The organism is Cumulibacter soli, assembly GCF_004382795.1.
GTDB lineage: Bacteria > Actinomycetota > Actinomycetes > Mycobacteriales > Antricoccaceae > Cumulibacter > Cumulibacter soli.
Map to the genome: position 1 here is coordinate 1 of NZ_SMSG01000013.1, position 21,356 is coordinate 21,356.

Sequence of the window (21,356 nt, forward strand, 5' to 3'; positions counted from 1 at the left end):
CTGGCTTCGCAGAATGCGGCGGCGCAGCAGTCGGTGCCGCGACAACCGGACGTTCAGGCGCGAGTGTCACAGTGTTCCTCCGGGTCGGTGGTATCCCTGACGACCGTTGTCCACTCGTGCTCGATCACGGATCAAGCGCGCGTGAGGCGCAGTCGTTCTGAGCCAGAATAATGCCTGGACGTTCCGAAAGGTAAGCGGGGGCGCTCCCCCGTGAGTCCGCGGCGTCGAGAACGCCAATCCGCATCGCCGGGATTGTCCATCCGCGCCGCTGGGAGCAGCTCAAAACATGTCGTAGCGTCACGACACAATGAGGTCTATCTGCCTAAGGAGGACGCATGGCGCTGCTGTCAGGCGACGGTTCTTTCGTGTTGAGCCCGAGCGACTTGACGGCCTCAGCCAGTTGCGAGTTCGGCTGGCTGCGCGAGATCGACGGCAAGCTCGGTCGGGCGTCGAAACTTGACGTCGTCGACCCGCTGATGTCGCGAATCGCTCGTCTGGGCGATCAGCACGAGGCCCGTGTCCTCGAGCGGATGCGCGGCGACCGCGCGGTGGTCAGTATCGATCGGCCGGCGCCGTACTCCCCAGAAGGGCTGCAGCGCGCGGCCGATGCGACGCACCGCGCCCTGCGCGACGGAGCAGAGGTGGTCGCCCAAGCGGTGTTGTACGACGGCACCTTCGGCGGTATGGCCGACTTTCTCGTGCGTAATGACGCCGGCCGCTACGAGGTGTGGGATGCGAAGCTCGCCCGCCGCGAGCGCGTCTCGGCGCTGTTACAGATCGCGGCGTACGCCGACCAACTCGATCGTATGGGCGTGCCGCGTAGCTCCGAGGGCTACCTGGTGTTGGGTGACCACACCCGCCACGGCCGCGACCTCGACGACATCATCCCGGTATATCGACGGCGACGCAGCCACCTCACCGACATGCTCCGCGCACACCTCACCCAACCGCTCGCGGTGGAGTGGGGTGATGCCCGTTACGCCATCTGCGGCGCCTGCGCATACTGCGAGGCCGAGATCGCCGCGAGCGACGATCTGCTGCTGGTAGCGGGACTGACCCGGCTGCAGCGTGAGCGGTTACGCGCCGCGAACATCGGCACGATGAGTGAACTTGCCGCTTCTACCCAGCCCGTCGGTGACCTCACGGAGCGGACCTGGCGGACCTTGCGTGATCAGGCATCGATGCAAGCAAACCCCGGCGACACCGTCACGTACGAGTTCTTCGAGCCAGCAATGCTTGACCTACTGCCAGCACCGGACGACGGCGACATCTTCTTCGACTTCGAAGGTGATCCGCTGTGGACTGACTCCGATGGAATCGCAGCAGGCCTGGAGTACCTGTTCGGCCTCATCACGCACGACCAGCCAACTGGCGAGTTCACCGCGTTTTGGGCACACGACCGGGCGCAGGAGCGCCAGGCGTTGATCGACTTCTTCGACTATGTGGCGAAGCGTCGCGAGCGGCATCCTGGGCTGCATATCTATCACTACGCGCCGTACGAGCCGACTGCTCTCAAGCGACTGACCACCCGGCATTCCTACGGCGAGGACCAACTCGACGATCTACTGCGCGACGGGGTATTCGTCGATCTGTACTCCGTCGTACGTCGCTCGCTGCGGGTATCGCAACCCTCCTACAGCATCAAGAAGCTCGAGCCGCTGTACATGGGCGATCGCCTGCGAGCCGAGGACGGCGTCACCAATGCGGCCGACTCGGTCGTGCAGTATCACGAGTTCACCGACGCGCGAACTCGCGGCGACGATGCCGAAGCGGCGCGGCTGCTGGAGGAGATTGCCGACTACAACGAGTACGACTGCCTATCCACCTGGAACCTGCGCGATTGGCTTTACGCTCACCGCGCGCGCACCGAAGTAGCCCCGCACGTCGTCGAGGCGGACGGCCGCGAGCCAGGAAAGCTAGCCGAGTTGCAGGCTGTCGCCGACGGGTTGCTGGCGCTCATTCCACCGGATCGCGCGGATCGGAACCCCGAGCAGCAGGGCATGGCGCTGCTGGCTGCAGCGCTCGGGTACTTCCGCCGCGAGGACAAACCGATGTGGTGGGCGTACTTCGATCGCGGCATCTCCCCCGTCGATGAATGGGCAGATCAACGCAACACGCTGGTCGTGGCCAAAGCTGAAGTCCTCGAGGAGTGGGCAACGCCAACCCCGCGGGCCAGAACGCTCGCCCGGACGTTGCGCCTGAGCGGGACGATCGACGCGGGCACGACCTTGTGCGTGGGCAGCAAGGTGCGCAGCGTGTACGAAGACCTCCCACCGCACGCGTCGTTGGATCCGGGCGCTCATCGGTGGATCGCAGATAAGGACGCAACCGTCACTGCGATTGAGATCGACCTCGATGGCTCCGCGACGGTCTGCATCGAGGAGAAGACCAAACAGGGACAGGACGCGTTCGATGAACTGCCGATGGCGATCTTCGAGTACACGTTCATCTCAACCGACACGCTGGAAGCATCGATCCAGTCGCTGGCCGGCGAGACGGCAAGCATAGGCCGCCTTCCAGAAGGCGCGGCGTACGACATCCTCGCGCGACGTGCACCGCGTTTATACGAGGCTGGGTTCGATGCACGACTGGCTGGCGAATCGGTGTCGGTCGAGGCGCTCACGGCCGCCGTGCGCAGCCTGGACCGTTCGTATCTCGCGGTGCAAGGCCCACCTGGCGCCGGGAAGACCTATCTTGGCTCGCGAGTCGTTGCTGATCTCGCTCGTGCCGGCTGGAAGATCGGCGTGGTCGCCCAGGGCCACGCCACGGTGGAACAGTTTCTCAACAAGGTCGTCGCAGAAGGCCTACCCGCGGATTTGGTAGCGAAGAAGCCCAAAGACTCAGGAGCGATGAACTCGTGGACCGCCCTGAAGGACACCAAGGACATCCCTGATTTCTTAGCGGGAGACGGCGGCGTCGTAGTAGGCGGCACGGCGTGGACCTTCGCGGGCCTGGCCGACGGGTGCCTGGATTTATTGGTGATCGACGAGGCGGGCCAGTTCTCGCTCGCGCACACCCTCGCGGCTGCGCGCCCCGCGCAGCGCCTACTGCTACTCGGCGATCCGCAGCAGTTGCCGCAAGTCAGCCAAGGCAGTCACCCAGAACCGGTGGACTCCTCAGCGTTGGGCTGGCTCGCTGAAGGTCACGACACGCTGCCCGCCGAGCGGGGTTACTTCCTGGCCCGAACGTGGCGAATGCATGCCGACCTCACCGCGCCGGTATCGACGCTGGCGTACGACGGCAGGCTCACCTCGAATACGCACGTGACCGGCGGTCGCGACCTCGCCGGAGTCACCGCCGGGTTGCATTCAGTGCCCGTGCAGCACGCCGATAACAGCGTGTTGTCCGTTGAGGAGGCCGACGCGGTGGTCGCTCTCATCGACGAGCTGGTCGGCTCCTCGTGGACGCCGAAGGCGGGCGATCCCGCACGAGCCCTCAGCGCGAGTGACGTGATCGTCGTCGCACCGTTCAACGCGCAGGTAGCGGCAATCCGGCGCGCCCTGGACGCCGCTGGACATGGCGCCACCGAGGTCGGCACCGTGGATCGATTCCAAGGCCGCGAGGCCGCCGTTTCGATCGTCTCGCTCGCCGCATCCAGCGCCGCGGACATCCCCCGCGGGTTGGAGTTCCTGCTTGACCGCCGCCGGCTGAACGTCGCTATTTCCCGGGCGCAGTGGGCCTCGTACGTGGTCCACTCACCCGCGCTCGGCGACACTCTGCCGACGAACGTCGACGCTCTGGTGCAACTCGGTTCGTTCCTGCGCCTGCTCGCGGCTTACTGACCCGACGCGAGGGGATCACCGACACGCTGGGGCCCGCCGAGCAGCCGAACCGACGGAACGTCGAGCGGCTGCCGCGGGGGGGCGATGCGATCAGGTGACGGAGATGCCCACCAGCTTGGTGTCGAGGTACTCCATGATCCCTTCCTGGGCGCCTTCGCGCCCCAGCCCGGACTCCTTCACGCCGCCGAACGGCGCCGCGGCAGACGTCGGGTTGATGTCGTTGATCCCGACCATCCCGAAGCGCAGGCCTTCTGCGACGCGTAGGGCGCGGCCGATGTCGCGGGTGTAGATGTACGAGGCAAGTCCGTAATCGGTGTCGTTCGCCATCTCAATGACCTCCGCTTCGTCATCGAACACGATGACCGGCGCTATCGGCCCGAACGTCTCCTCGCGGTAGATGTCCATCTCGCGGGTAACGCCGGTGAGCACGGTCGGCTGGAAGAAGAACCCGCCGGCGTACTCCTCCCCCTCGACGCTCTGCCCACCAGCGGCTACCGTCGCGCCCTTCGCGACTGCGTCCGCGACCTGACGCTGCATCCGGTCGTGTGCGGCCTTGTCGATCAGCGGCCCAACATTGACACCGTCGCTCAGCCCCCGACCAACTTTCATCTTGTTCATCCGCGCGGTGAGGTGCTCCAGGAACGAATCCTTGATCGAGGAGTGCACATAGATCCGGTTCGGCGAGATGCAAGCCTGGCCGGTGTTGAGCACCTTGACCATCGCGGCTCCCGTAGCGGCGTGCTTGGGATCGGCATCACCGAAGACAATGAAGGGTGCGTGACCGCCCAGTTCCAGTGACACACGCTTCATCTGGTCCGCGGCGCCGCGGGCGAAGTACTTGCCGACCGCGGTCGAGCCGGTAAAGGTCAACTTGCGAACCGCCTTGTTCGCCAAGAACTCGACACCGACGGGCTCTGGGTCCAGACATGGCACGAGGTTGACCACGCCTGCCGGCACGCCGGCCTCCTCGAGCACCTTGACCGTTTCGATCGCGCATACCGGGGTCTGTTCGGCCGGCTTGAGGACGACGGTGCAACCGGCTGCGAGCGCCGGTCCAATCTTGCGGGTCAGCATGGAAATCGGGTAGTTCCATGGGGTGACCGCACCGACAACACCCACCGGGCCGTGCATCACGATGAACCGCTGGTCGGCGCGCGCGGACGGGATCGTCTGACCGTAGGTGCGCTTGGCTTCCTCGGCGAACCAGATCAGGAAATCCGCGGCGTACTTGACCTCGATCGACGCCGCACGCAGCGGCTTGCCCTGTTCGAGGGACATCAACTCGGCGAGTTCGGCCTGCCGGTCCATCATCAGTCCGTGCGCCCGATACAGGATTTCGGACCGCTCGTACGCCGTGAGCGCGGACCAGGTCGGCAGCGCTGCGGACGCCGCATCGATCGCGGCCTTGACATCGGCGGTTCCCGCGTCCGAAACGGTGGCGATCACCCGCCCGGTCGCCGGGTCAGTCACCTCGAAGGTGCTGCCGGAGGCAGCGTCACGCCACTGCCCGTCGATGTAGATGCCCTGGACGGTCCCGTAATCGCCCTCTGCCATGGTCCTCCCTAGATCGTGCGTTGAACTCGTTCCTCGGCGATCCTTCCGCACAGATGGATCGCCCTCGACCAAGATAGCCGCGCTACCGCGGGTTAAGGTCGCGACATGGTGCGCAGAATCGTAGTGTCGACCTTGGCCCTCCTGCTACTGATCAGCGTGTTGCTCGCAACGATGCTGCACCCGGCATGGTGGATTGTCGTGGCCGTCGTGACAGCGCTGAGCGCAGTGGCGCTATTCGACGTATTGCAGTCCGAGCATTCGCTGCTGCGCAACTATCCGTTGCTGGCGCATGCACGGTACGCGATGGAGGGCATTCGTCCCGAGATGCAGCAGTACTTCATCGAGCGCAACTACGACGGCAAGCCGTTTGATCGCGATACCCGCACTGTGATCTACGAGCGCGCCAAAGGCATCCACCCGGCTAAGGCGTTTGGCACCGAACGCGACGTCAACGCGATCGGCTACGAGTACTTCGTCCACTCCTCGGCACCGGTGCACGCATCGGCGGTGCCACAGCGAATCACGGTCGGGGCCGAGCAATGCGAGCGGCCGTACGACTTGTCCGTGCTGAACATCTCGGCGATGTCCTACGGCGCACTGTCCCCCAATGCCGTGCTGGCGATGAACCGTGGGGCCCAACTTGGCGGGTTCGCGCAGGACACCGGCGAGGGCGGGATCTCGCGGTATCACCTCGAAGGTGGCGGCGATTTGATCTGGGAGATCGGCTCAGGCTACTTCGGCGCCCGGGACGAAAGCGGCCGATTCGATCCAGTGCGATTCCGTGAACGCTCGTCCGCGCCTGCCGTGAAGATGGTGTCGCTGAAAATCAGTCAGGGCGCCAAACCTGGGCTTGGCGGCGTACTACCCGGCGCCAAGGTCACCCAGTGGATCGCCGACGCACGAGGGGTCCCGGTCGGCACCGACTGCATCAGTCCGGCAGGACATTCTGCGTTCTCGACGCCACGCGAACTCGTCCGCTTCATCGGGATGCTGCGTGATCTGTCCGGCGGTAAGCCTGCCGGTTTCAAGTTATGTGTGGGATCGCGAGCCGAGTTCCTGGCGATCTGCAAGGCGATCCGCGCCGAAGGTATCTACCCCGACTTCATCATCATCGACGGTTCCGAGGGCGGCACGGGCGCCGCTCCGCTGGAGTACTCGGACCATGTCGGTACGCCGTTGACCGAGGGGTTACTGATCGCGCACAACGCGCTTGTCGGCACCGGGCTACGGCATCAGATCCGCCTCGGCGCAGCAGGAAAGGTCGCGCTCGGATCGGACATCTGCAAACGCCTCATTCAGGGCGCCGACTTCACCATGGCTGCGAGGGCGATGATGATGGCAACGGGCTGCATTCAGGCGCAGGCTTGCCACACGAACCGTTGCCCGGTGGGAGTGGCCACCCAGGATCCAGCTCGCTACCGGGCCGTGCACGTGGACGACAAGGCCGAGCGAGTCGCGCGCTATCACGCGGGCACCGTCGCCGAGGCGATGCAGATGTTCGCCTCTATGGGAGTGCATGACCACCACGACTTGCACCCTGATCTATTACGTCGTCGGGTTTCGCAGACAACGACGGTGGCCTACTCGCAACTGTTCGATTGGCTCGAAGATGGCGAACTACTGACCGCTCCCCCAGCCGAGTGGGCTGAGGATTGGCAGCGGGCAAATCCCGATACGTTCGCTATCGCGCGCTCCGCGCTGCGGTAATAGGGCAACTTTCTCGTCGAAACGGTGGACACGGATCACGGCGTGCGTTAATGTACAACCAAATGGTTGTACATCAGCAGTACCTCGAGATCAGCGACGACGAGATCGATCGGATATTCCGAGCCCTCGCCGACGCAACGCGACGCGACATCGTCCGCCGCACCCTTGCCGGTGAGGTGACGGTTTCGCACCTGGCGGCCGACTACGACATGTCGTTCGCCGCCGTCCAGAAACACATCGCCGTTCTGGAAGGAGCGGGACTTGTCAGCAAGCGCCCGCAGGGTCGCGAACGACTTGTTCGCGGCAACCCCGAAACCATCCGCCGCGCCCAACACCTACTCGATCGCTACGAACAAATCTGGCGCGCGCGAATCTCCCGTCTCGACGACCTTCTCGCCGAGGACCCCTAGAAAGGCACCGTCATGCCCGTTACCGCCGTACACAAAGACACCACCGCCCTCACGATGACCATCGTCGCGGATTTCCCAGTGAGCCAACGCCGCCTCTGGGACGCGTACGCCGACCCACGTCAGATCGAAAAGTTCTGGGGCCCGGTGACGTACCCAGCGAAGTTCTTACGTCACGACATGCAGGTAGGCGGGCGTTCGCACTACGTAATGACCGGACCCGAAGGCGACACCTCCCCGGGATACTGGGAGTTCCTCAACGTGGACGAACCCCGCAGGATCGAGGTCCGCGACGGATTTGCCGCCGACGACGGGACTCCGAAGACGGATACGCCCGATATGCGGATGGTCTTTGACTTCGAGGGCACCGACAAGGGGTCACGGGTCACGATGACCACCCACTTCAATTCACTCGAAGAACTCGAGCAGCTCATCGGGATGGGCATGGAGGAAGGCACGTTGTCGGCGATGAGCCAGATCGACACCGTCGTGACGGACCTTCAGGCCTTCGCCGCCGACCGTCTCACCGAAGCGCAGATCCTGAACGACACTCAGATCCGCGTCAGCCGGGTCATCCGCGGGACCGTGCAGCAGGTCTGGGACGCGCACCACGATCCCGAGATCATGAAGCGCTGGTTGCTCGGCCCGGATGGCTGGGTCATGCCGGTCGCCGAGGTTGCCGCCAAGGTGGGCGATATCTATCGACAGGAATGGGAGCGCGAGGACGGCACCGATCGGTTCGGTTTCACCGGCGAATTACTGGAATCGCAGCCGCCGTACCGCGAAGTCACCACCGAGCAGATGATCGATACGGACTATCCGCCGGCTCAGAACGAGATGACGCTCACCCCCGTCGACGGCGGCACTTTGCTGGCGATCGTTATTACCTACCCCAGCGCCGACGTCCGCGATGCCGTGCTGGCAACCGGAATGACCGACGGCATGGAAACGTCGTACGCCCGCCTGGAACGCATGGTCCTCACGGCGGTGCAGTAACACCCTTCTTGGCCACCGCACACCCGCACAAATACGAGTTACCTTTCGGTACTTGCCTACAGGGTGTGCGGTGCGCCACAGTTGGATCATGCCTGGAAGATCAGAAGACTCCACGAGCTCCGCCACCGGTAACGACGCCGGTGCGACAACGAGCAATCCTGCGGACACGGTTGGCGGTACCCCGCCGACGGAACTTAAACGGGCGATCGGCCCGAAACTACTTTTACTGTTCATCGTCGGCGACATTCTCGGAACGGGCGTCTACGCCCTCACCGGCCAAGTCGCCGCACAGGTCGGCGGGGCCGCGTGGGCTCCCTTCCTGATCGCGTTCGCGGTCGCGACTCTCACCGCGTTCTCATATCTCGAACTGGTGACCCGATTCCCACAGGCCGCGGGGGCCGCTCTTTATACACACAAGGCATTCGGACTGCAGGTGCTCACCTTCCTGGTGGCGTTTGCGGTGATGTGCTCCGGAATCACCTCGGCGTCGACCGCGTCGTACGCATTCGCCGACTTCTTCTCCTCTGCGTTCAGTCTGGACGTCGCGGGCGGCAGTTCCATCTTGATGATCATTTCCCTCGCATTCATGATCATCGTGGCGGGGATCAACCTGCGCGGTATTAGCGAAAGCGTGAAGACCAACGTCGTACTGACGATCGTCGAACTGTCGGGTCTGATGCTGGTGATCTTCGTCGGGCTATACGCGATGACGCAGGGCACCGCCGACTTCAGCCGAGTCACCATCTTCGAGTCGGCGGAGGACAAGAGTACGTTCCTGGCCGTCACTGGAGCCACAGCGCTGGCCTTCTTCGCCATGGTTGGGTTCGAAGACTCGGTCAATATGGTCGAGGAGACGAAGAATCCGAAGCGCGACTTCCCGAAGATGATGCTGTCGGGTCTGGGGATCACCGGCGTCATCTACATGCTCGTGTCGATCACCGCCGTCGCTCTGGTTCCGGTGGGCGACCTGGCCGATCCCGATAAGGACTCAGCGCTGATTCAGGTCGTCGCGGTTGGCGCGCCCGATCTGCCCATCGACGACATCTTCCCGTTCATCGGAATGTTCGCGGTCGCAAACACTGCGCTGATCAACATGTTGATGGCCAGCCGGCTCGTGTACGGCATGGGCAAGGCAGGAATCGTGCCGCGCACCCTGGGCCGGGTGCATCAAACACGGCGTACCCCGTGGGTCGGGATCCTGTTCACTACAGCGATCTCGCTCGGACTGATCGTGTACGTCGTGCTGGCCAACTCGACCACCCAAGGCGCCGCCAACATCACGCTGCTCGGCGGTACCACCTCCCTGCTCCTGCTCGTTGTATTCACGATCGTGAACATCGCGCTCCTGGTGGTGAGGCGAAAATTTGGTACCGCGGGCAATCACTTCCGCGCACCCACGTGGATCCCGATAGTCGGCGCCATCACCTGCGCGTTCCTCGCGGGCCCGTGGGCGCGCAATGATGACCAGCAACAGCAGTACGTCGTCGCCGGCATCCTGATGCTGGTCGGTTTCGTGATGTGGATATTGACCTACTTCCTCACTCGCAACAGCGGCGAGAAAGTCGACATCGACAAGCTCATCACCGACGAGGAGAAGCGCGAGTAGGCACCTACGACCACACCTCGAGACCGCGATCGCGGTTCGGCTTTACGTCCGTGGACACCTGTGCCCTGTTGAGGGTGGCAACCGACAATCGAACGGTGTGGAACACCTCGGCCTGATCGAGCGGCGGCGCGTCGGATCGCGTGCCGCCGTTCGACCGGACGAGATCTAGCTATTTGGTACGACACACAAACTTTGCACCTTATGCAACAAATGCGATACTCGGGTCAGTAACTCGCGAGTTCCGACCGTCGCCTCCGACGTGCACCGGGATACTCACACGATGGCTTTCGGAAAGTGACAATGAGTCGGCCCGCCGTACCCTCCACCCCGTCTGCAGCGCCGATGACGCCCCAGATCTCGCTCCTGCTGTCCGCCGTCTTCCTCGTCTTCCTGGCGCACACCGCGATCTCCCCGATCATCGCGCCCCTTTCCCGCGAAGTTGGCCTCGCGGAGTGGCAGATCGGCGTCACGATCAGCGCATCGGCATCGATGGTGGTGCTGACCAGTCAGTTCTGGGGTCGTCGCTCACAGTCGTGGGGTCGCAAACCAGTGCTCACCGCGGCCTTCGCGGTGGCCACCAGCACGATGGCTGTATTCGCCCTGTTGGCCTACCTCGGCATGGCGGGTGTGGTGACGGGCTGGGTCTTGTTCCTGCTGTTCGTCGTACTGCGCGGGTTCGGCTTCGGCACCGCGCTGGCAGCCGTACCGCCGACCGCGCAGGCCTACATCGCCGATGTCACCAGCGATGCGGCCACCCGGATCAAGGGAATGGCGGGAGTCGGGGCCGTGCAGGGGGTCGCGATGATCGGCGGCGCGGTCGTCGGCGGCGTACTTGCCGCATTCGGATTGCTCATCCCGCTCATCGTGACGCCTTTCCTCTTGGCGGCCGGACTGTACGTCGTACGGTTTCGGCTTCGGGCCGAGCCAGCGACCACCCTGATCAAGCGCCCCGCCACGATCCGGCCACACGATCGCCGGGTACTGCCCTTCCTGATCACTGGCTTCGGGATGTTCACCGCCCTCGGGTTCGTCCAAATCATCACCGGGTTCATCGTGCAGGACCGGCTCAACCTCGACGGCGAGATGACCGGCCTGGTCACCGGCGGAACGCTGCTGGCCATGGGCATCGGAATGAGCTTCTCGCAAAGCGTGATCGTGCCACGCAGCGGATGGTCACCCCCGACTCTGCTACGCGTGGGTACTCCTGTCGCGTTGGTCGGCTTCCTGCTCCTCATTCCCGATATCGGACTCGTCCCGATCCTGTTAGCGGTGCTGTTCACGGGACTGGGGCTGGGTACAGCCGTACCCGGGTTCACTGCGGGACCGTCCCTGCTGGTCCGGCGCGAAGAACAAGGCAGTCTTGCCGGTTTGATCGGCGCGACAAACGGGCTCACGTTCGTGATCGCCCCCACCAGCAGCACTGCGCTCTATAGCGTGTGGCCGCCGCTGCCGATCGTCACCGGAGCCACGCTCATGGCCGCCGTCGTCGTGCTGGCTTGGGTACATCCGCGGTTCAAGCAGTTCACGCCGATCATGGAGTCGACGCTGCCGGCGGGTAGCGATTGGTCCCCCGCGGCATCGCTTGACCAACCTGTACGGCCCGGGTCGACTACTTCGCCAGGATCAGCGCCTGCGAAGTCCGTGATCGAGAAGTCGGCAAACTGCTAGCCACATTCGCGGCATGGAGCCGTTAGGGCGCTCACGGTAGCCTGCGTCGCGGCTAGGCCATCTCCCCTAACCGAGCGGCAGTACCAACCACGAACTCATCCGGCGAAGTACCCACGCCATAATGGTGTCCGATGGCCTGCACGATTCGCGCGGCCGCCCGGCCATCGCCGTACGGGCTCGCCGCCCGGTTAGACATCCCGCGGTATGCCGACTCGCTGTCGAACAATTCGCTCGCGGCGGCCACGATCGCGTCCGGATCGGTCCCGACCAGCCGCGCTACCCCGGCGTCGATCGCCTCGGTGCGCTCGGTCGTCTCCCGCAGCACCAACACTGGCTTTCCCAGCGCCGGGGCCTCTTCCTGGATCCCGCCGCTGTCGGTGAGCACCAGATGGCTCTCGAAGAGGGCCTGGCACAGATCGGGATAGTCGAGCGGTTCACGTACCTGCACGTTCGGCAACTCCAGCAGTGGCGGCAGCAACGACTCGCGAACCAGCGGATTCAGGTGCGCCGGTACCACGAACGTGGCGTCGCGATAACGATCGGCCAGGCGCGCCACGGCCTCACCTACCTGCCGCAGCGGCGCACCCCAGGATTCACGGCGATGCGCGGTCACTAGGACTATCCGAGACGAAGCTCGGTCGTGGCGGGCAACACGCTCGCCCGCGGAGTACAACGCGTCGATGACGGTATTGCCGGTGAGGTAGATCGACCGCTCGTCGATACCTTCACGGCGTAGGTTCGCGCGCGCACACTCGGTCGCCGCAAAATGCAGCGTGCTGACCTGACCAATAAGAACCCGGTTCATTTCTTCTGGGAACGGCGCCGCGCGGTCGTAGGTACGCAGGCCCGCCTCGATGTGTCCGACCGGTATCTGCTCATGCGCCGCAGCTAGCGCGCCCATCAACGCGCTGCTGGTGTCGCCTTGCACGAGAACGAGATCGGGCTGCAGTTCGCGGATGGCATCACCGCACGCCTGTAGCGCCCGAGCCGCAAAGGTGTTGAGCGCCTGCCCAGGGAGCGCAAGCCCGAGGTCACGGTCGGGCCGGACACCGAAGAAGGCATTGACCGAGTCGACCATCTCGCGATGCTGACCGGTGGTCAGCACGATCGGCTCGAGGTGCTGGCACTCGCGCAGCGCAGCGATGATCGGCGCCATTTTGATGGCTTCGGGACGGGTGCCGAACAGCACCATTATTCGACGCGGCATAGCGACCCTTACCAACTTGGCGGACGGCGGACCGCAGCAAGTCTCACGTGAAGTGTGGCCCGCGTTAACCCTTAAACCAGGGTTTCACCCCTAGTTCACCCGTCACCCCCATATTCACCCGGGTGATTCCGGGGTGAATCGCCCCCCGACGCATCGACCGACGCCGATTTCACATGAAGGATTCGAGGCGCTGGCCTCGGGTTCGCCATGTCCGGAGCCGTCGCACAACCCAGTTCTCGACCAAATCAAGGAGATTCCTCAGTGCGAACCTTCACCTCACGCGTCTTCGGTGGCGCGATCGTGGCGACGGCCGCGGTTACCGCGGCTATGGCCATCGCCGGCCCGGCCGGCGCGGCGCCCGCGTCGGCAGCCACCTCATCTGCCTACGTCGCAGAGGGCAGCCTGCTCGGATCGCAGATCGCGAGCGTCTTCCCGGTCTCCGCCAACGAAGATGCACCAACCGCTGAGGCGGGCGCGGATGACGAGATCATCGGCGGAATCCTGCATCTCACGGCCGTACACTCCGAAGCCAATGTCGATGTCGCCACCGGCACCGCAGACGCCGAGGCGACGATCGCCGGGGCATCGATCGATATCGGTGGCGCCCTCCTGGGCACCGGACTCCGCCTGGATATCACGGCTATCGCCGCGAACTGCGCGATCGCCGAAGACGGCACCGCGACCGCCGGTAACGACGAGCCCGTCATCACCCTCACCGCGACAGTCGCAGGCGCAGATCTCCCTGCGATCACCATTCCGATGGTGGACGGTGTCGCTGACATCGGCTATGGCGGCGTTTCGCTCGGCACGGTCAGCCTCGGGCAGGCCGATACCGATTACAGCGACGGTGTGGTCAGCTCCGATGGCGTGCAGGTAGAACTGCTGACCGTCGGCGACTTCCAAGGTGCCTCGGTGACCCTCGCCCACGCCGAGTGCGGCCCGGTCGTCCCGGTCGAGGACATTCCGGTCGCCAGTTCGTCGATGCTGCTCGGTGCTGGTGCGGTCGCCGTACTCGCGCTGGGCGGGTACCAACTTGTCATGATGGCGCGCCGCCGGGACGCCTAATCGGCCACCGTCGGTGACATGACAAGGGCTGCGCTTGGCTCGTCGGCTCGAGCGTTCGAGTCAAGCGCATCCTTGTCACTCACCATCGGGCACAACAGCAAGGACATTCACATGTATGGAGTGAAACCCGGCGCAGGCGCCGTGGCCGGATCCTCAGGCGCACTCGCCGCAACCGGATTCCCAATGCTCGGACTCGGGCTGCTCGCGATGATCCTGCTCGTGGTCGGCGCCGTTCTGCTGCGGATGAGCTACTTGCGACGCCATGCCGGCACCTAGCCGTCGAACCTAGCGGTACTCGGGTGTCGCGCATCGATTCCGATGCGCGACACCCGAGTCGTTCCACCAGTTCCCCACCTCATTAAGCGCAGCGCAAAGGAGACGTCGTGTTCGAAGGCCTCGCCATCGGGTGCTCACTGTTCCTAGTGCTGATGTTCCTGTCATACGTGACGATGACTGCAGTTCCGTACGTACGGCGGCGCTCCGAGCGTTCCGGGGACCCCGACAACTTCGAGTGGCATTTCTTTGTTCCTGCCCGCGACGAGGAAGTCGTGATCGAACCGACCGTGACCGCATTACGCACTCAGTTCGCCAATGCACACGTCTGGGTCATCGACGACGGTTCGCAAGACGCCACCCCCCAGATCTGCGCAAAGCTAGCGGACGACGACCCGCACGTGCACGTCGTCACTCGTCGCGCGCCACACGCCGCCACCGGAAAGGGCGACGCCCTGAACCACGCGTACCGCGTGCTCACCGATTGGCTCCCAAAGCGAGCGAGCCACGATCACGTCATAGTCGGCGTGATCGACGCCGACGGCGATCTCGACTCGCATGCGCTCGACCTGCTCGCCGGACCTGACTTGTTTGGCGCTGACAAGGTCGGCGGCGCGCAATTGCTGGTACGCATGAAGAACCGCGACGAACTGCCACCACAGAAGGCATCGCTGCTCCCCCGCCGGTTTGGTCGCTGGCTGGTTCGCATGCAGGACCTCGAGTTCGTCGGCCCGATCTCGGCTATGCAACTGCTCCGCGAACACACCGGCACCGTCGGCCTCGGCGGCAACGGACAGTTCGCCCGCCTATCCGCGCTGGACGCAATCACCGAGAACGAAGGAACTCCGTGGCACGGCGCCCTGCTGGAAGACTTCGAACTCGGGCTGCATCTGCTGTTCGTGGGATTCCGCAACCGCTACGTCTTCGATGCCGCCGTACATCAGGAAGGGCTACCTAGCGTCCGCAAGTTGATTCGGCAACGCTCCCGGTGGTCCCAAGGAGCCTTGCAATGCTCTACCCGCTACCTCGGGCGCGTGATGCGCTCCAATAGATTCACCAGCGCGGGCGCGCTCGAGGTTGGCTACTTCCTGATCGCCCCGTGGACACAGTTGATCGGACTCGTGCTGTGGCCGACGCTGTACGCGATGCTCGCCTACCGCATCATCACCGGACCGTTCAGCCTGACCGAACTGCCCTCGGTCTACTGGTATGTGTTCGCGCTGTCGGTCACGACTGGTTTCCTGCCCTTCGCGGCATGGGGACCTCTCTATTGGTATCGCAAGCGTGATATCTCGTTCGCCCGGTCACTATGGCTCGGCCTGTCCTACTTCCCCTACCTGACGTACATGTACCTGTCCGCACCACTGGCGTTCTGGCGATTCATTCGCCGCGAGTCGGGTTGGGTCAAAACCCGACGTGTCGCCGAGGCACACCGAAAGTCGACACCCGTCAATGTCTGAATCCGTCGCGACCGCGCCGCCGATGGCACGCTATGCCCCCAGCGGGCTGCGCCGCTGGTTACCCATCTTCATCTGCCTCATCCTGGAGATCGCGCTCATCCGGTATGCCGCCGACGTGCGCGCGCTCGAGGCGCGTATGGCCGAGCCACTGATTGGTCTGGTCACCGGCGGCAGCGAAACCAAGTCCGTCGGGGATATCGTGTTCTTCGCGTTAGGCGATAGCGGTGCGCAGGGTTTGCGGATCAGTCCCGGATGCAGTGTCACCGCGCTGCTGATTCCGTTCTTCGCTGCGTTTGCTCTGTTCGGCGTACTCGCTGCGCGTTCGTTACATCACTGGTGTCTCGCTGCGCTCGTGGGTACCAGCGCCCTTATCCTGATCAACCTGTTGCGGGTCGGAATCATCGCGTTCGCGGTGCACACGTGGGGACCCGGCGCGTTCACCGTGAGCCATTGGTACATCGGGTCGCTGTTCGCCATCATCGGCTTCACCGTGGCGATGATCGCCTCGGTGCGACTGCTGACGCGTGAGCGTAAGGGCGCGTATCTCAGCGACGATGCGGAGCGGCCGACTGCATAACGCGTAGCGCCTCGTCCTTGGTGTTGACGCCGAGTTTGCGATACGCCGACCGCAACTGGCTCTTGATCGTGTTACGTGAGACGAATCGTTGCTGCGCGACTTCCCCAATGGTCCGTCCGTCAATTTCGCTCAGCACCTCACGTTCGGTATGCGATAGGCGCTGAACCCGATCGATGTTCCCGGAAGTCTGCCCGTTGCTACGCGCGGTCGGCACTAGTTCGCGCCAGGACGTTCTCGAGATGCTGCGCTGATCGAGGCGACGCATCTGCTCGTTCAAGTCGCTACGCAGCGCTTCGGTCAGGTTTGCTGATTCGGCGAGCGCGACGAGCATGCGGCGAGCCTTTTCCGCCCCGCCGTCCGCGCTCTCGATTCTCGCCATCGCCAAACTGTTTCGGACACCGTAGTGCGAGCAGCGCCAGATCCTACGCGCTTGGGAGATATCGCCGCGTTGTACAGCACGTTCCAGCATCGCGGCCGACAGCAGAATTGGTAGTAGCCTCCCGGTTCCCTGACGGTATCCGCGACGGGCGGCCGTACGCAGTAGTACGCGATCCAGTCCCCACTCCGCGGGCAGTTCCCCAGTAATTTTTACCTGGACGTACAGCGCCACGCCCGTCGAGTAGAGGTCGTACCAGCGGTGCGGCGCTCGACGCAGTCCAATGCTTGAATCGGCCAAACGCCCTTCGTGATAGGCAATGAGACCGTCGGCGATCTCGGCCAACCCGAAACTCCACCGATAGGTCGAGTTCGGTGAGACCTGCCGCGCGCGTTCGACCGCAGCTCGACCGGCTACGTAGTCTGCGTCGAGGAGAAGGCTTACGGCGATCAGCCATTGCGCTGCCAACGCGAGCTCGCCGGACTCGCCAGGCTTATCCAGGCCATCGACGATCATGCGCAGATATGCGCGGGCCTCGGCCGAGCGCTCATCAATAAGCAGCGTCAGCGCAACACAGAACCAACTGCGTTTGACCACCGCATCGAGCCGCCCACCCGCGCCCACGTCCACGTTTGAAGAAAGCGCGCACAGCGCCCTCACTAGCCACCGCTCCCGGGCTCGATCGCCCCGATTGCGCATCAGCGCGATGCACAGCTGAATATCAGTCATCAGGCTTTCGGCCGATGAATCACCGGACAGCTCAGCAAGCATACGGTTGCCAGCCGGCACCACCGGAATCATCGCGTCGGGAACGCGCACTGGCATACCCACGAGCTCCTGCAGTCCGAGTACCCGCAAACTCTCCCCCGCAATCAGCGTGGGCACATCACGGACCGCTGCGACGAGATCGCGATTCGCGTTCGCAACCAACAGCGGAAGACTGCGCTCGATCACCGAGACGACAACGGACCACTGACGGGTCGTCACGGCGATCCGGAAGGCCAAGTCGTGCCGGTCATGTTCAGCGGTCCGAGCGATGAGCCGCGCGGCGATCCGAGGTGCGCGCGGATCGGTCAACAACGCAGCACGTACTGCCGGACACCATTCGTATATCGCTGAACCGTCACGCTCTCGACGTACCAGGCACCGCCCCTGAGCAACCGCACGCGACAGGTGTAGTTCGCCGGCCGGATCGAGCAGCGCGAGTTCGGCGACGCCGACGCGTCCGCATAAAGCCAGTCGGATCGCGAATTCGGCACTGGCGGAGGCCAGCAGCGCTTGTACGTCGTCGCTGGCGGTGGCTTCTATCGCCCGCGCCCAGTCATCCCTTTCGCCGCGCGCCGCGTGCTGCACGCACTGGACAATCAGTCCCGGATGACCGGCGAACTGTGAGCGAATCGCATCGGCGTCCTCCGGATGCATCAGCGCACCCATGCCCGCCGCGAGGGTCGCTACCTCGGCGGTGCTGAACCCAAGGTTTTCCTCGCCGATGAACAGCGTCGGCGACTCCTGCGCGATCCGCTCGAAGGTAGTCGCCCTCTCCGTCGTCACCAGAACGACCTTCACATGGGGCACCCTCAGCGTCAGATCTAACAACTGGTCACACACGGCGTCATCGCCGGCCATCATAGGATCGGTGATGACCAGGACAGGGTGGTTACAGCCGAACAAGCCCGACATGGCCAGCTCACGAACATCCTCACGGTTTGCGGCACACAGATGCATGGTGTCGCAGATACGCGACCACAAGCCGTCGCGCGGTGCAGCCTCGACCCGGGTCGCCGTGCCGATGTCGATGACTTGTGCGGCACGGCCTAGCGACGTCCGCCGCCAGGAATCAAGCAGCGTTCGCTTGCCGGCCCCCTCGGGGCCACAGATGATGGTGAAAGTAGCGCGGTGCGCGATATGGTCGGTCAGCCTAGGTCGTTCGATCAGGTGCATTGGGTTCGTCAGGCGCATGGAATCGCCTGCGAGTCAGCACCGACCATAACTACCTCCGCGCCGCGGCAACCCATTGGCGGCCGACTACCCACGAACATCCAAACGATGTTTAACCAGCATAAAAAACCGCTGAGCTTTATTCAATAGGCCGTAGGTAAACATCCATGCGCGCGCTATTCCAGCGTCGGAAGCCTCGCGCGCCCCGAGCGGCCTATGCATGCGGCGCTTGAGGTATCAGTTAGTTAGCTTCCCCGCCGGTCCGGCGGACCACAAGCAGCGCGCTCCCGCCTACGCCTGGGCGGCGGGCCTCGGGCCAGTAGGCAGCGTTTACGCTGGGCAGATGGCAAATGGCGGCACCTGGGCCCGCATCCTCAGCGGCGCGATTGACCTGTTCACCAAGACCAGCACCAAGGGCAGCAGCCCGAAGAAGCGCGGCCGAAGCTCACCACCGCGTCCCGCCTCAGCACCGACCGACTCAGCAGGGCAGTCCGGCGGCACCGCCACCCAAGAACTCAATCCACACCATGTCAAGAACGTTCGCCTGGAGTACGCCCCCAATAAGGACGGCGATCCGGATGCTGGCGAGATCGTCTGGACTTGGGTGCCGTATGCCGAGCATGACGGGCGCGGTAAGGACCGGCCGGTGTTGGTGATCGCTCGCCACGGCGCGGACCGCGTGTACGCAGTGAAACTGACCAGCAAGGACAAGGACGGCGACCGCGACTTCCTGCCGATCGGGTCCGGCCCGTGGGATTCTCAGGGCCGTGAATCGTGGCTGGACGTCGACCAGTTGTACAGCGTGCACCGCGACGGCATGCGCCGAGAGGCCGCCGCACTCGACTTTGATCGGTTCACCCAAATCGCCTACGCGCTCCAGCAGCGGTTCGGCTGGAAGGCCGGTTCGTAGCGCTAGTTGTCCTATATCTCAGTCTCGAATCGCGTTTCCCGGTTGAACCGGCGGGCCCGTTCAGCGAGACTCTTCGTAACCTAAACCCGCCCGGCGGGTGCATCAACAGAGCACCAGGCTCATGAACACGCCAGAGCGGCGTGCGAAAGTCGAGGACAGGAAAACATGTCGAATACCGAGCAGCGGACCCGTTTCGAGTCAGGCCACGGCTTCATCGCCGCACTGGACCAGAGCGGCGGCTCTACGCCCAAGGCGCTTCGCCTGTACGGCGTCGACGAGTCGGCGTACTCGAATGATGCAGAGATGTTCGACCTCATTCACGCCGCGCGCACCCGGATCATTACCAGTGGCGTGTTCACCTCGAAGCGGATCCTCGGCGCGATTCTGTTCGAGGGCACCCTCGACCGCCAGATCGACGGCCAGGACGCCATCGAGTACCTCTGGGCGAAGAAGGGCATTCTTCCATTCCTGAAGATCGACAAGGGCCTGCAGGATGAGCAGGACGGCGTCCAGCTCATGAAGGACATCCCGGGCCTGAGCGATACGCTCGCCCGCGCCAGCGCCAAGGGCGTGTTCGGCACCAAGGAGCGCTCGGTGATCAAGGCCGCGAACGCAGACGGTATCGCGAAAATCGTGGCTCAGCAGTTCGAGGTCGGTAATGCGGTCGTCGCTGCCGGGATGATGCCGATCCTGGAGCCGGAAGTCGACATCACGATCGCGGACAAGCAGGAGGCCGAGGCGCTGCTTAAGGCCGCCATCCTGGAGCAGCTCGCCCAACTCGGCGAGGAGAAGATCGCGCTCAAGTTGAGCATTCCAACCGTCGACGGCTTCTACACCGAGCTGATCGAGCACCCGAAGGTCTCGCGCGTCGTTGCACTCTCCGGCGGGTACAGCCGCGACGAAGCGAACGCCCTGTTGACCAAGAACCCGGGCCTGATCGCCAGCTTCAGCCGCGCGCTGCTGGATGGCCTCACCGCACAGCAGAGTAATGCCGAGTTCGACGCCACCTTGGACGCGTCGATCAAGTCGATCTACGCGGCGTCCGTCGCATAGTTCTTACAATCCGCATCGGGGACGTACGGCGAAGGTCGCGCGTCCCCGCTGCTTTTCAGGGGTCGGCGTACGCCGTAGGCCGCAGGAAGCGGAACGGACACTGACCCCGCCCATGCGCCTTAGCGTCGTACGGTGGTGCCATGTCCAGCACCACGCAAGCCGCTCTGTACTGGGGTTCGCTCGACTCCCCCGTCGGTCACGTCGCGGTCGCCAGCGACGGCGTCGCGATCGTCCAGGTCGCGTGGTCGGAGCACGCGCCGATGGACCACCCGACCGACCCGCTGCTCACCGAGGCCCTTGCCCAACTGAGCGCTTACTTCGACGGCTCGCTGACTAAGTTCGATCTCCCGTTGGGCCTCGCGAGCGTCAGCGACTCGGCCCGCGGCGTCCTGCACACGCTCCACGCGACGGTGCAGTTCGGGGAATCTGTTACCTACGGCGAATTAGCGTCCAGGGCCCAGACCGGTGCCGATGCGCGCGGCGTTGGCAGCATTATGGGATCGAATCCGCTTCCGCTAGTGATTCCGTGTCATCGCGTGATGGCATCCGATGGTCTCGGCGGATACTCCGGCGGCACACGCGGCAACGGCTTGGAGACCAAACGTTGGCTCCTCGAATTCGAAGGCGCGTTGCCGCCCACGTTGTTCTGATATGTAGCCACCGCTTGTCAAGGGCAGGGTGAGGCGCCGCCGGGTTCGTATGGGCCGGCGGCGCCTCGTTGCTTCGTCGAGGTGGCTGGTGAGCGTGTCGTTGGCGACGCGCGGTCAGACTGATATG

16 protein-coding genes are annotated in these 21,356 nt (G+C 64.1%); 13 read left to right on the plus strand and 3 right to left on the minus strand.

All coding sequences use genetic code 11. The annotated features are described in order from the left end of the window. Nucleotides 1-335: 335 nt before the first annotated feature. Complete coding sequence (locus E1H16_RS18120) at nt 336-3,782, plus strand: TM0106 family RecB-like putative nuclease (RefSeq protein ID WP_134325340.1); 3,447 nt, start codon at nt 336-338, stop codon at nt 3,780-3,782. Between the two features lie 90 nt (nt 3,783-3,872). On the opposite strand, the gene E1H16_RS18125 is transcribed toward E1H16_RS18120, so the two are convergent. Beyond that, on the minus strand, nt 3,873-5,336 hold the full coding sequence (locus tag E1H16_RS18125; protein ID WP_134325341.1) for an NAD-dependent succinate-semialdehyde dehydrogenase: 1,464 nt from the start codon (nt 5,334-5,336) through the stop codon (nt 3,873-3,875). A 105-nt stretch (nt 5,337-5,441) separates the two neighbouring features. Here E1H16_RS18125 and E1H16_RS18130 point away from each other — a divergent pair, with 105 nt between their 5' ends. From E1H16_RS18130 to E1H16_RS18150, 5 genes are all read left to right on the plus strand, one after another. Next, entirely contained in the window at nt 5,442-7,043 is a 1,602-nt protein-coding gene (locus E1H16_RS18130; RefSeq protein WP_134325342.1) for an FMN-binding glutamate synthase family protein, read from the plus strand. A gap of 50 nt (nt 7,044-7,093) precedes the next feature. Next, nucleotides 7,094-7,453, plus strand: coding sequence for an ArsR/SmtB family transcription factor (locus E1H16_RS18135; RefSeq protein ID WP_208379164.1), 360 nt, complete (start codon nt 7,094-7,096; stop codon nt 7,451-7,453). 12 nt (nt 7,454-7,465) lie between these two features. Further along, entirely contained in the window at nt 7,466-8,446 is a 981-nt protein-coding gene (locus tag E1H16_RS18140; RefSeq protein ID WP_134325343.1) for an SRPBCC family protein, read from the plus strand. Nucleotides 8,447-8,534: 88 nt separating this feature from the next. Then, the gene (locus tag E1H16_RS18145) at nt 8,535-10,052 is read left to right on the plus strand and encodes an APC family permease (protein ID WP_134325344.1); all 1,518 of its coding nucleotides are present in this window, start codon (nt 8,535-8,537) and stop codon (nt 10,050-10,052) included. 342 nt (nt 10,053-10,394) lie between these two features. After that, complete coding sequence (locus E1H16_RS18150) at nt 10,395-11,720, plus strand: MFS transporter (protein ID WP_208379166.1); 1,326 nt, start codon at nt 10,395-10,397, stop codon at nt 11,718-11,720. A 52-nt stretch (nt 11,721-11,772) separates the two neighbouring features. On the opposite strand, the gene wecB is transcribed toward E1H16_RS18150, so the two are convergent. Further along, nucleotides 11,773-12,927, minus strand: a complete 1,155-nt coding sequence (wecB, locus tag E1H16_RS18155) for a non-hydrolyzing UDP-N-acetylglucosamine 2-epimerase (RefSeq protein WP_134325346.1) — start codon at nt 12,925-12,927, stop codon at nt 11,773-11,775. 261 nt (nt 12,928-13,188) lie between these two features. On the opposite strand from wecB, the gene E1H16_RS18160 reads away from it, so the two are divergent. The 4 genes from E1H16_RS18160 (at nt 13,189) to E1H16_RS18175 (ending at nt 16,302) form a co-directional block, all read left to right on the plus strand. Continuing rightward, the gene (locus E1H16_RS18160; protein ID WP_134325347.1) at nt 13,189-13,992 is read left to right on the plus strand and encodes a hypothetical protein; all 804 of its coding nucleotides are present in this window, start codon (nt 13,189-13,191) and stop codon (nt 13,990-13,992) included. 18 nt (nt 13,993-14,010) lie between these two features. Continuing rightward, on the plus strand, nt 14,011-14,268 hold the full coding sequence (locus tag E1H16_RS18165) for a hypothetical protein (protein WP_134325348.1): 258 nt from the start codon (nt 14,011-14,013) through the stop codon (nt 14,266-14,268). A 107-nt stretch (nt 14,269-14,375) separates the two neighbouring features. After that, a complete protein-coding gene (locus E1H16_RS18170) occupies nt 14,376-15,725 on the plus strand; it encodes an XrtP-associated glycosyltransferase (protein ID WP_134325349.1) in 1,350 nt (449 codons plus the stop codon). Further along, nucleotides 15,718-16,302: an exosortase/archaeosortase family protein gene (locus E1H16_RS18175; RefSeq protein ID WP_134325350.1), complete on the plus strand. Its 585-nt coding sequence runs from the start codon at nt 15,718-15,720 to the stop codon at nt 16,300-16,302. Before E1H16_RS18170 ends, E1H16_RS18175 begins: the two co-directional genes overlap by 8 nt. Here the strand turns inward: E1H16_RS18175 and E1H16_RS18180 are convergent. Then, nucleotides 16,271-18,637, minus strand: a complete 2,367-nt coding sequence (locus tag E1H16_RS18180) for a helix-turn-helix transcriptional regulator (RefSeq protein ID WP_134325351.1) — start codon at nt 18,635-18,637, stop codon at nt 16,271-16,273. The genes E1H16_RS18175 and E1H16_RS18180 overlap by 32 nt on opposite strands. Before the next feature lie 322 nt (nt 18,638-18,959). Here E1H16_RS18180 and E1H16_RS18185 point away from each other — a divergent pair, with 322 nt between their 5' ends. The 3 genes from E1H16_RS18185 to E1H16_RS18195 all read left to right on the plus strand — a co-directional run bounded on the left by E1H16_RS18185 (nt 18,960) and on the right by E1H16_RS18195 (nt 21,229). Beyond that, nucleotides 18,960-19,526 (plus strand): type II toxin-antitoxin system PemK/MazF family toxin, encoded by a 567-nt coding sequence (locus E1H16_RS18185; RefSeq protein WP_134325352.1) that lies wholly within the window; start codon nt 18,960-18,962, stop codon nt 19,524-19,526. Nucleotides 19,527-19,691: 165 nt separating this feature from the next. After that, the gene (locus tag E1H16_RS18190) at nt 19,692-20,579 is read left to right on the plus strand and encodes a fructose bisphosphate aldolase (RefSeq protein ID WP_134325353.1); all 888 of its coding nucleotides are present in this window, start codon (nt 19,692-19,694) and stop codon (nt 20,577-20,579) included. Nucleotides 20,580-20,719: 140 nt separating this feature from the next. Further along, complete coding sequence (locus tag E1H16_RS18195; protein ID WP_134325354.1) at nt 20,720-21,229, plus strand: methylated-DNA--[protein]-cysteine S-methyltransferase; 510 nt, start codon at nt 20,720-20,722, stop codon at nt 21,227-21,229. Nucleotides 21,230-21,356 lie beyond the last annotated feature (127 nt).

Bases quoted from the DNA above. Each gene is read 5' to 3' on its own strand.
- E1H16_RS18180 (WP_134325351.1), bottom strand. From the start codon at position 18,637: ATGCGCCTGACGAACCCAATGCACCTGATCGAACGACCTAGGCTGACC.
- E1H16_RS18185 (WP_134325352.1), top strand. From the start codon at position 18,960: ATGGCAAATGGCGGCACCTGGGCCCGCATCCTCAGCGGCGCGATTGAC.
- E1H16_RS18190 (WP_134325353.1), top strand. From the start codon at position 19,692: ATGTCGAATACCGAGCAGCGGACCCGTTTCGAGTCAGGCCACGGCTTC.
- E1H16_RS18175 (WP_134325350.1), top strand. From the start codon at position 15,718: ATGTCTGAATCCGTCGCGACCGCGCCGCCGATGGCACGCTATGCCCCC.
- E1H16_RS18195 (WP_134325354.1), top strand. From the start codon at position 20,720: ATGTCCAGCACCACGCAAGCCGCTCTGTACTGGGGTTCGCTCGACTCC.
- wecB (WP_134325346.1), bottom strand. From the start codon at position 12,927: ATGCCGCGTCGAATAATGGTGCTGTTCGGCACCCGTCCCGAAGCCATC.
- E1H16_RS18165 (WP_134325348.1), top strand. From the start codon at position 14,011: ATGACAAGGGCTGCGCTTGGCTCGTCGGCTCGAGCGTTCGAGTCAAGC.
- E1H16_RS18130 (WP_134325342.1), top strand. From the start codon at position 5,442: ATGGTGCGCAGAATCGTAGTGTCGACCTTGGCCCTCCTGCTACTGATC.
- E1H16_RS18140 (WP_134325343.1), top strand. From the start codon at position 7,466: ATGCCCGTTACCGCCGTACACAAAGACACCACCGCCCTCACGATGACC.
- E1H16_RS18135 (WP_208379164.1), top strand. From the start codon at position 7,094: ATGTACAACCAAATGGTTGTACATCAGCAGTACCTCGAGATCAGCGAC.
- E1H16_RS18120 (WP_134325340.1), top strand. From the start codon at position 336: ATGGCGCTGCTGTCAGGCGACGGTTCTTTCGTGTTGAGCCCGAGCGAC.
- E1H16_RS18145 (WP_134325344.1), top strand. From the start codon at position 8,535: ATGCCTGGAAGATCAGAAGACTCCACGAGCTCCGCCACCGGTAACGAC.
- E1H16_RS18150 (WP_208379166.1), top strand. From the start codon at position 10,395: ATGACGCCCCAGATCTCGCTCCTGCTGTCCGCCGTCTTCCTCGTCTTC.
- E1H16_RS18125 (WP_134325341.1), bottom strand. From the start codon at position 5,336: ATGGCAGAGGGCGATTACGGGACCGTCCAGGGCATCTACATCGACGGG.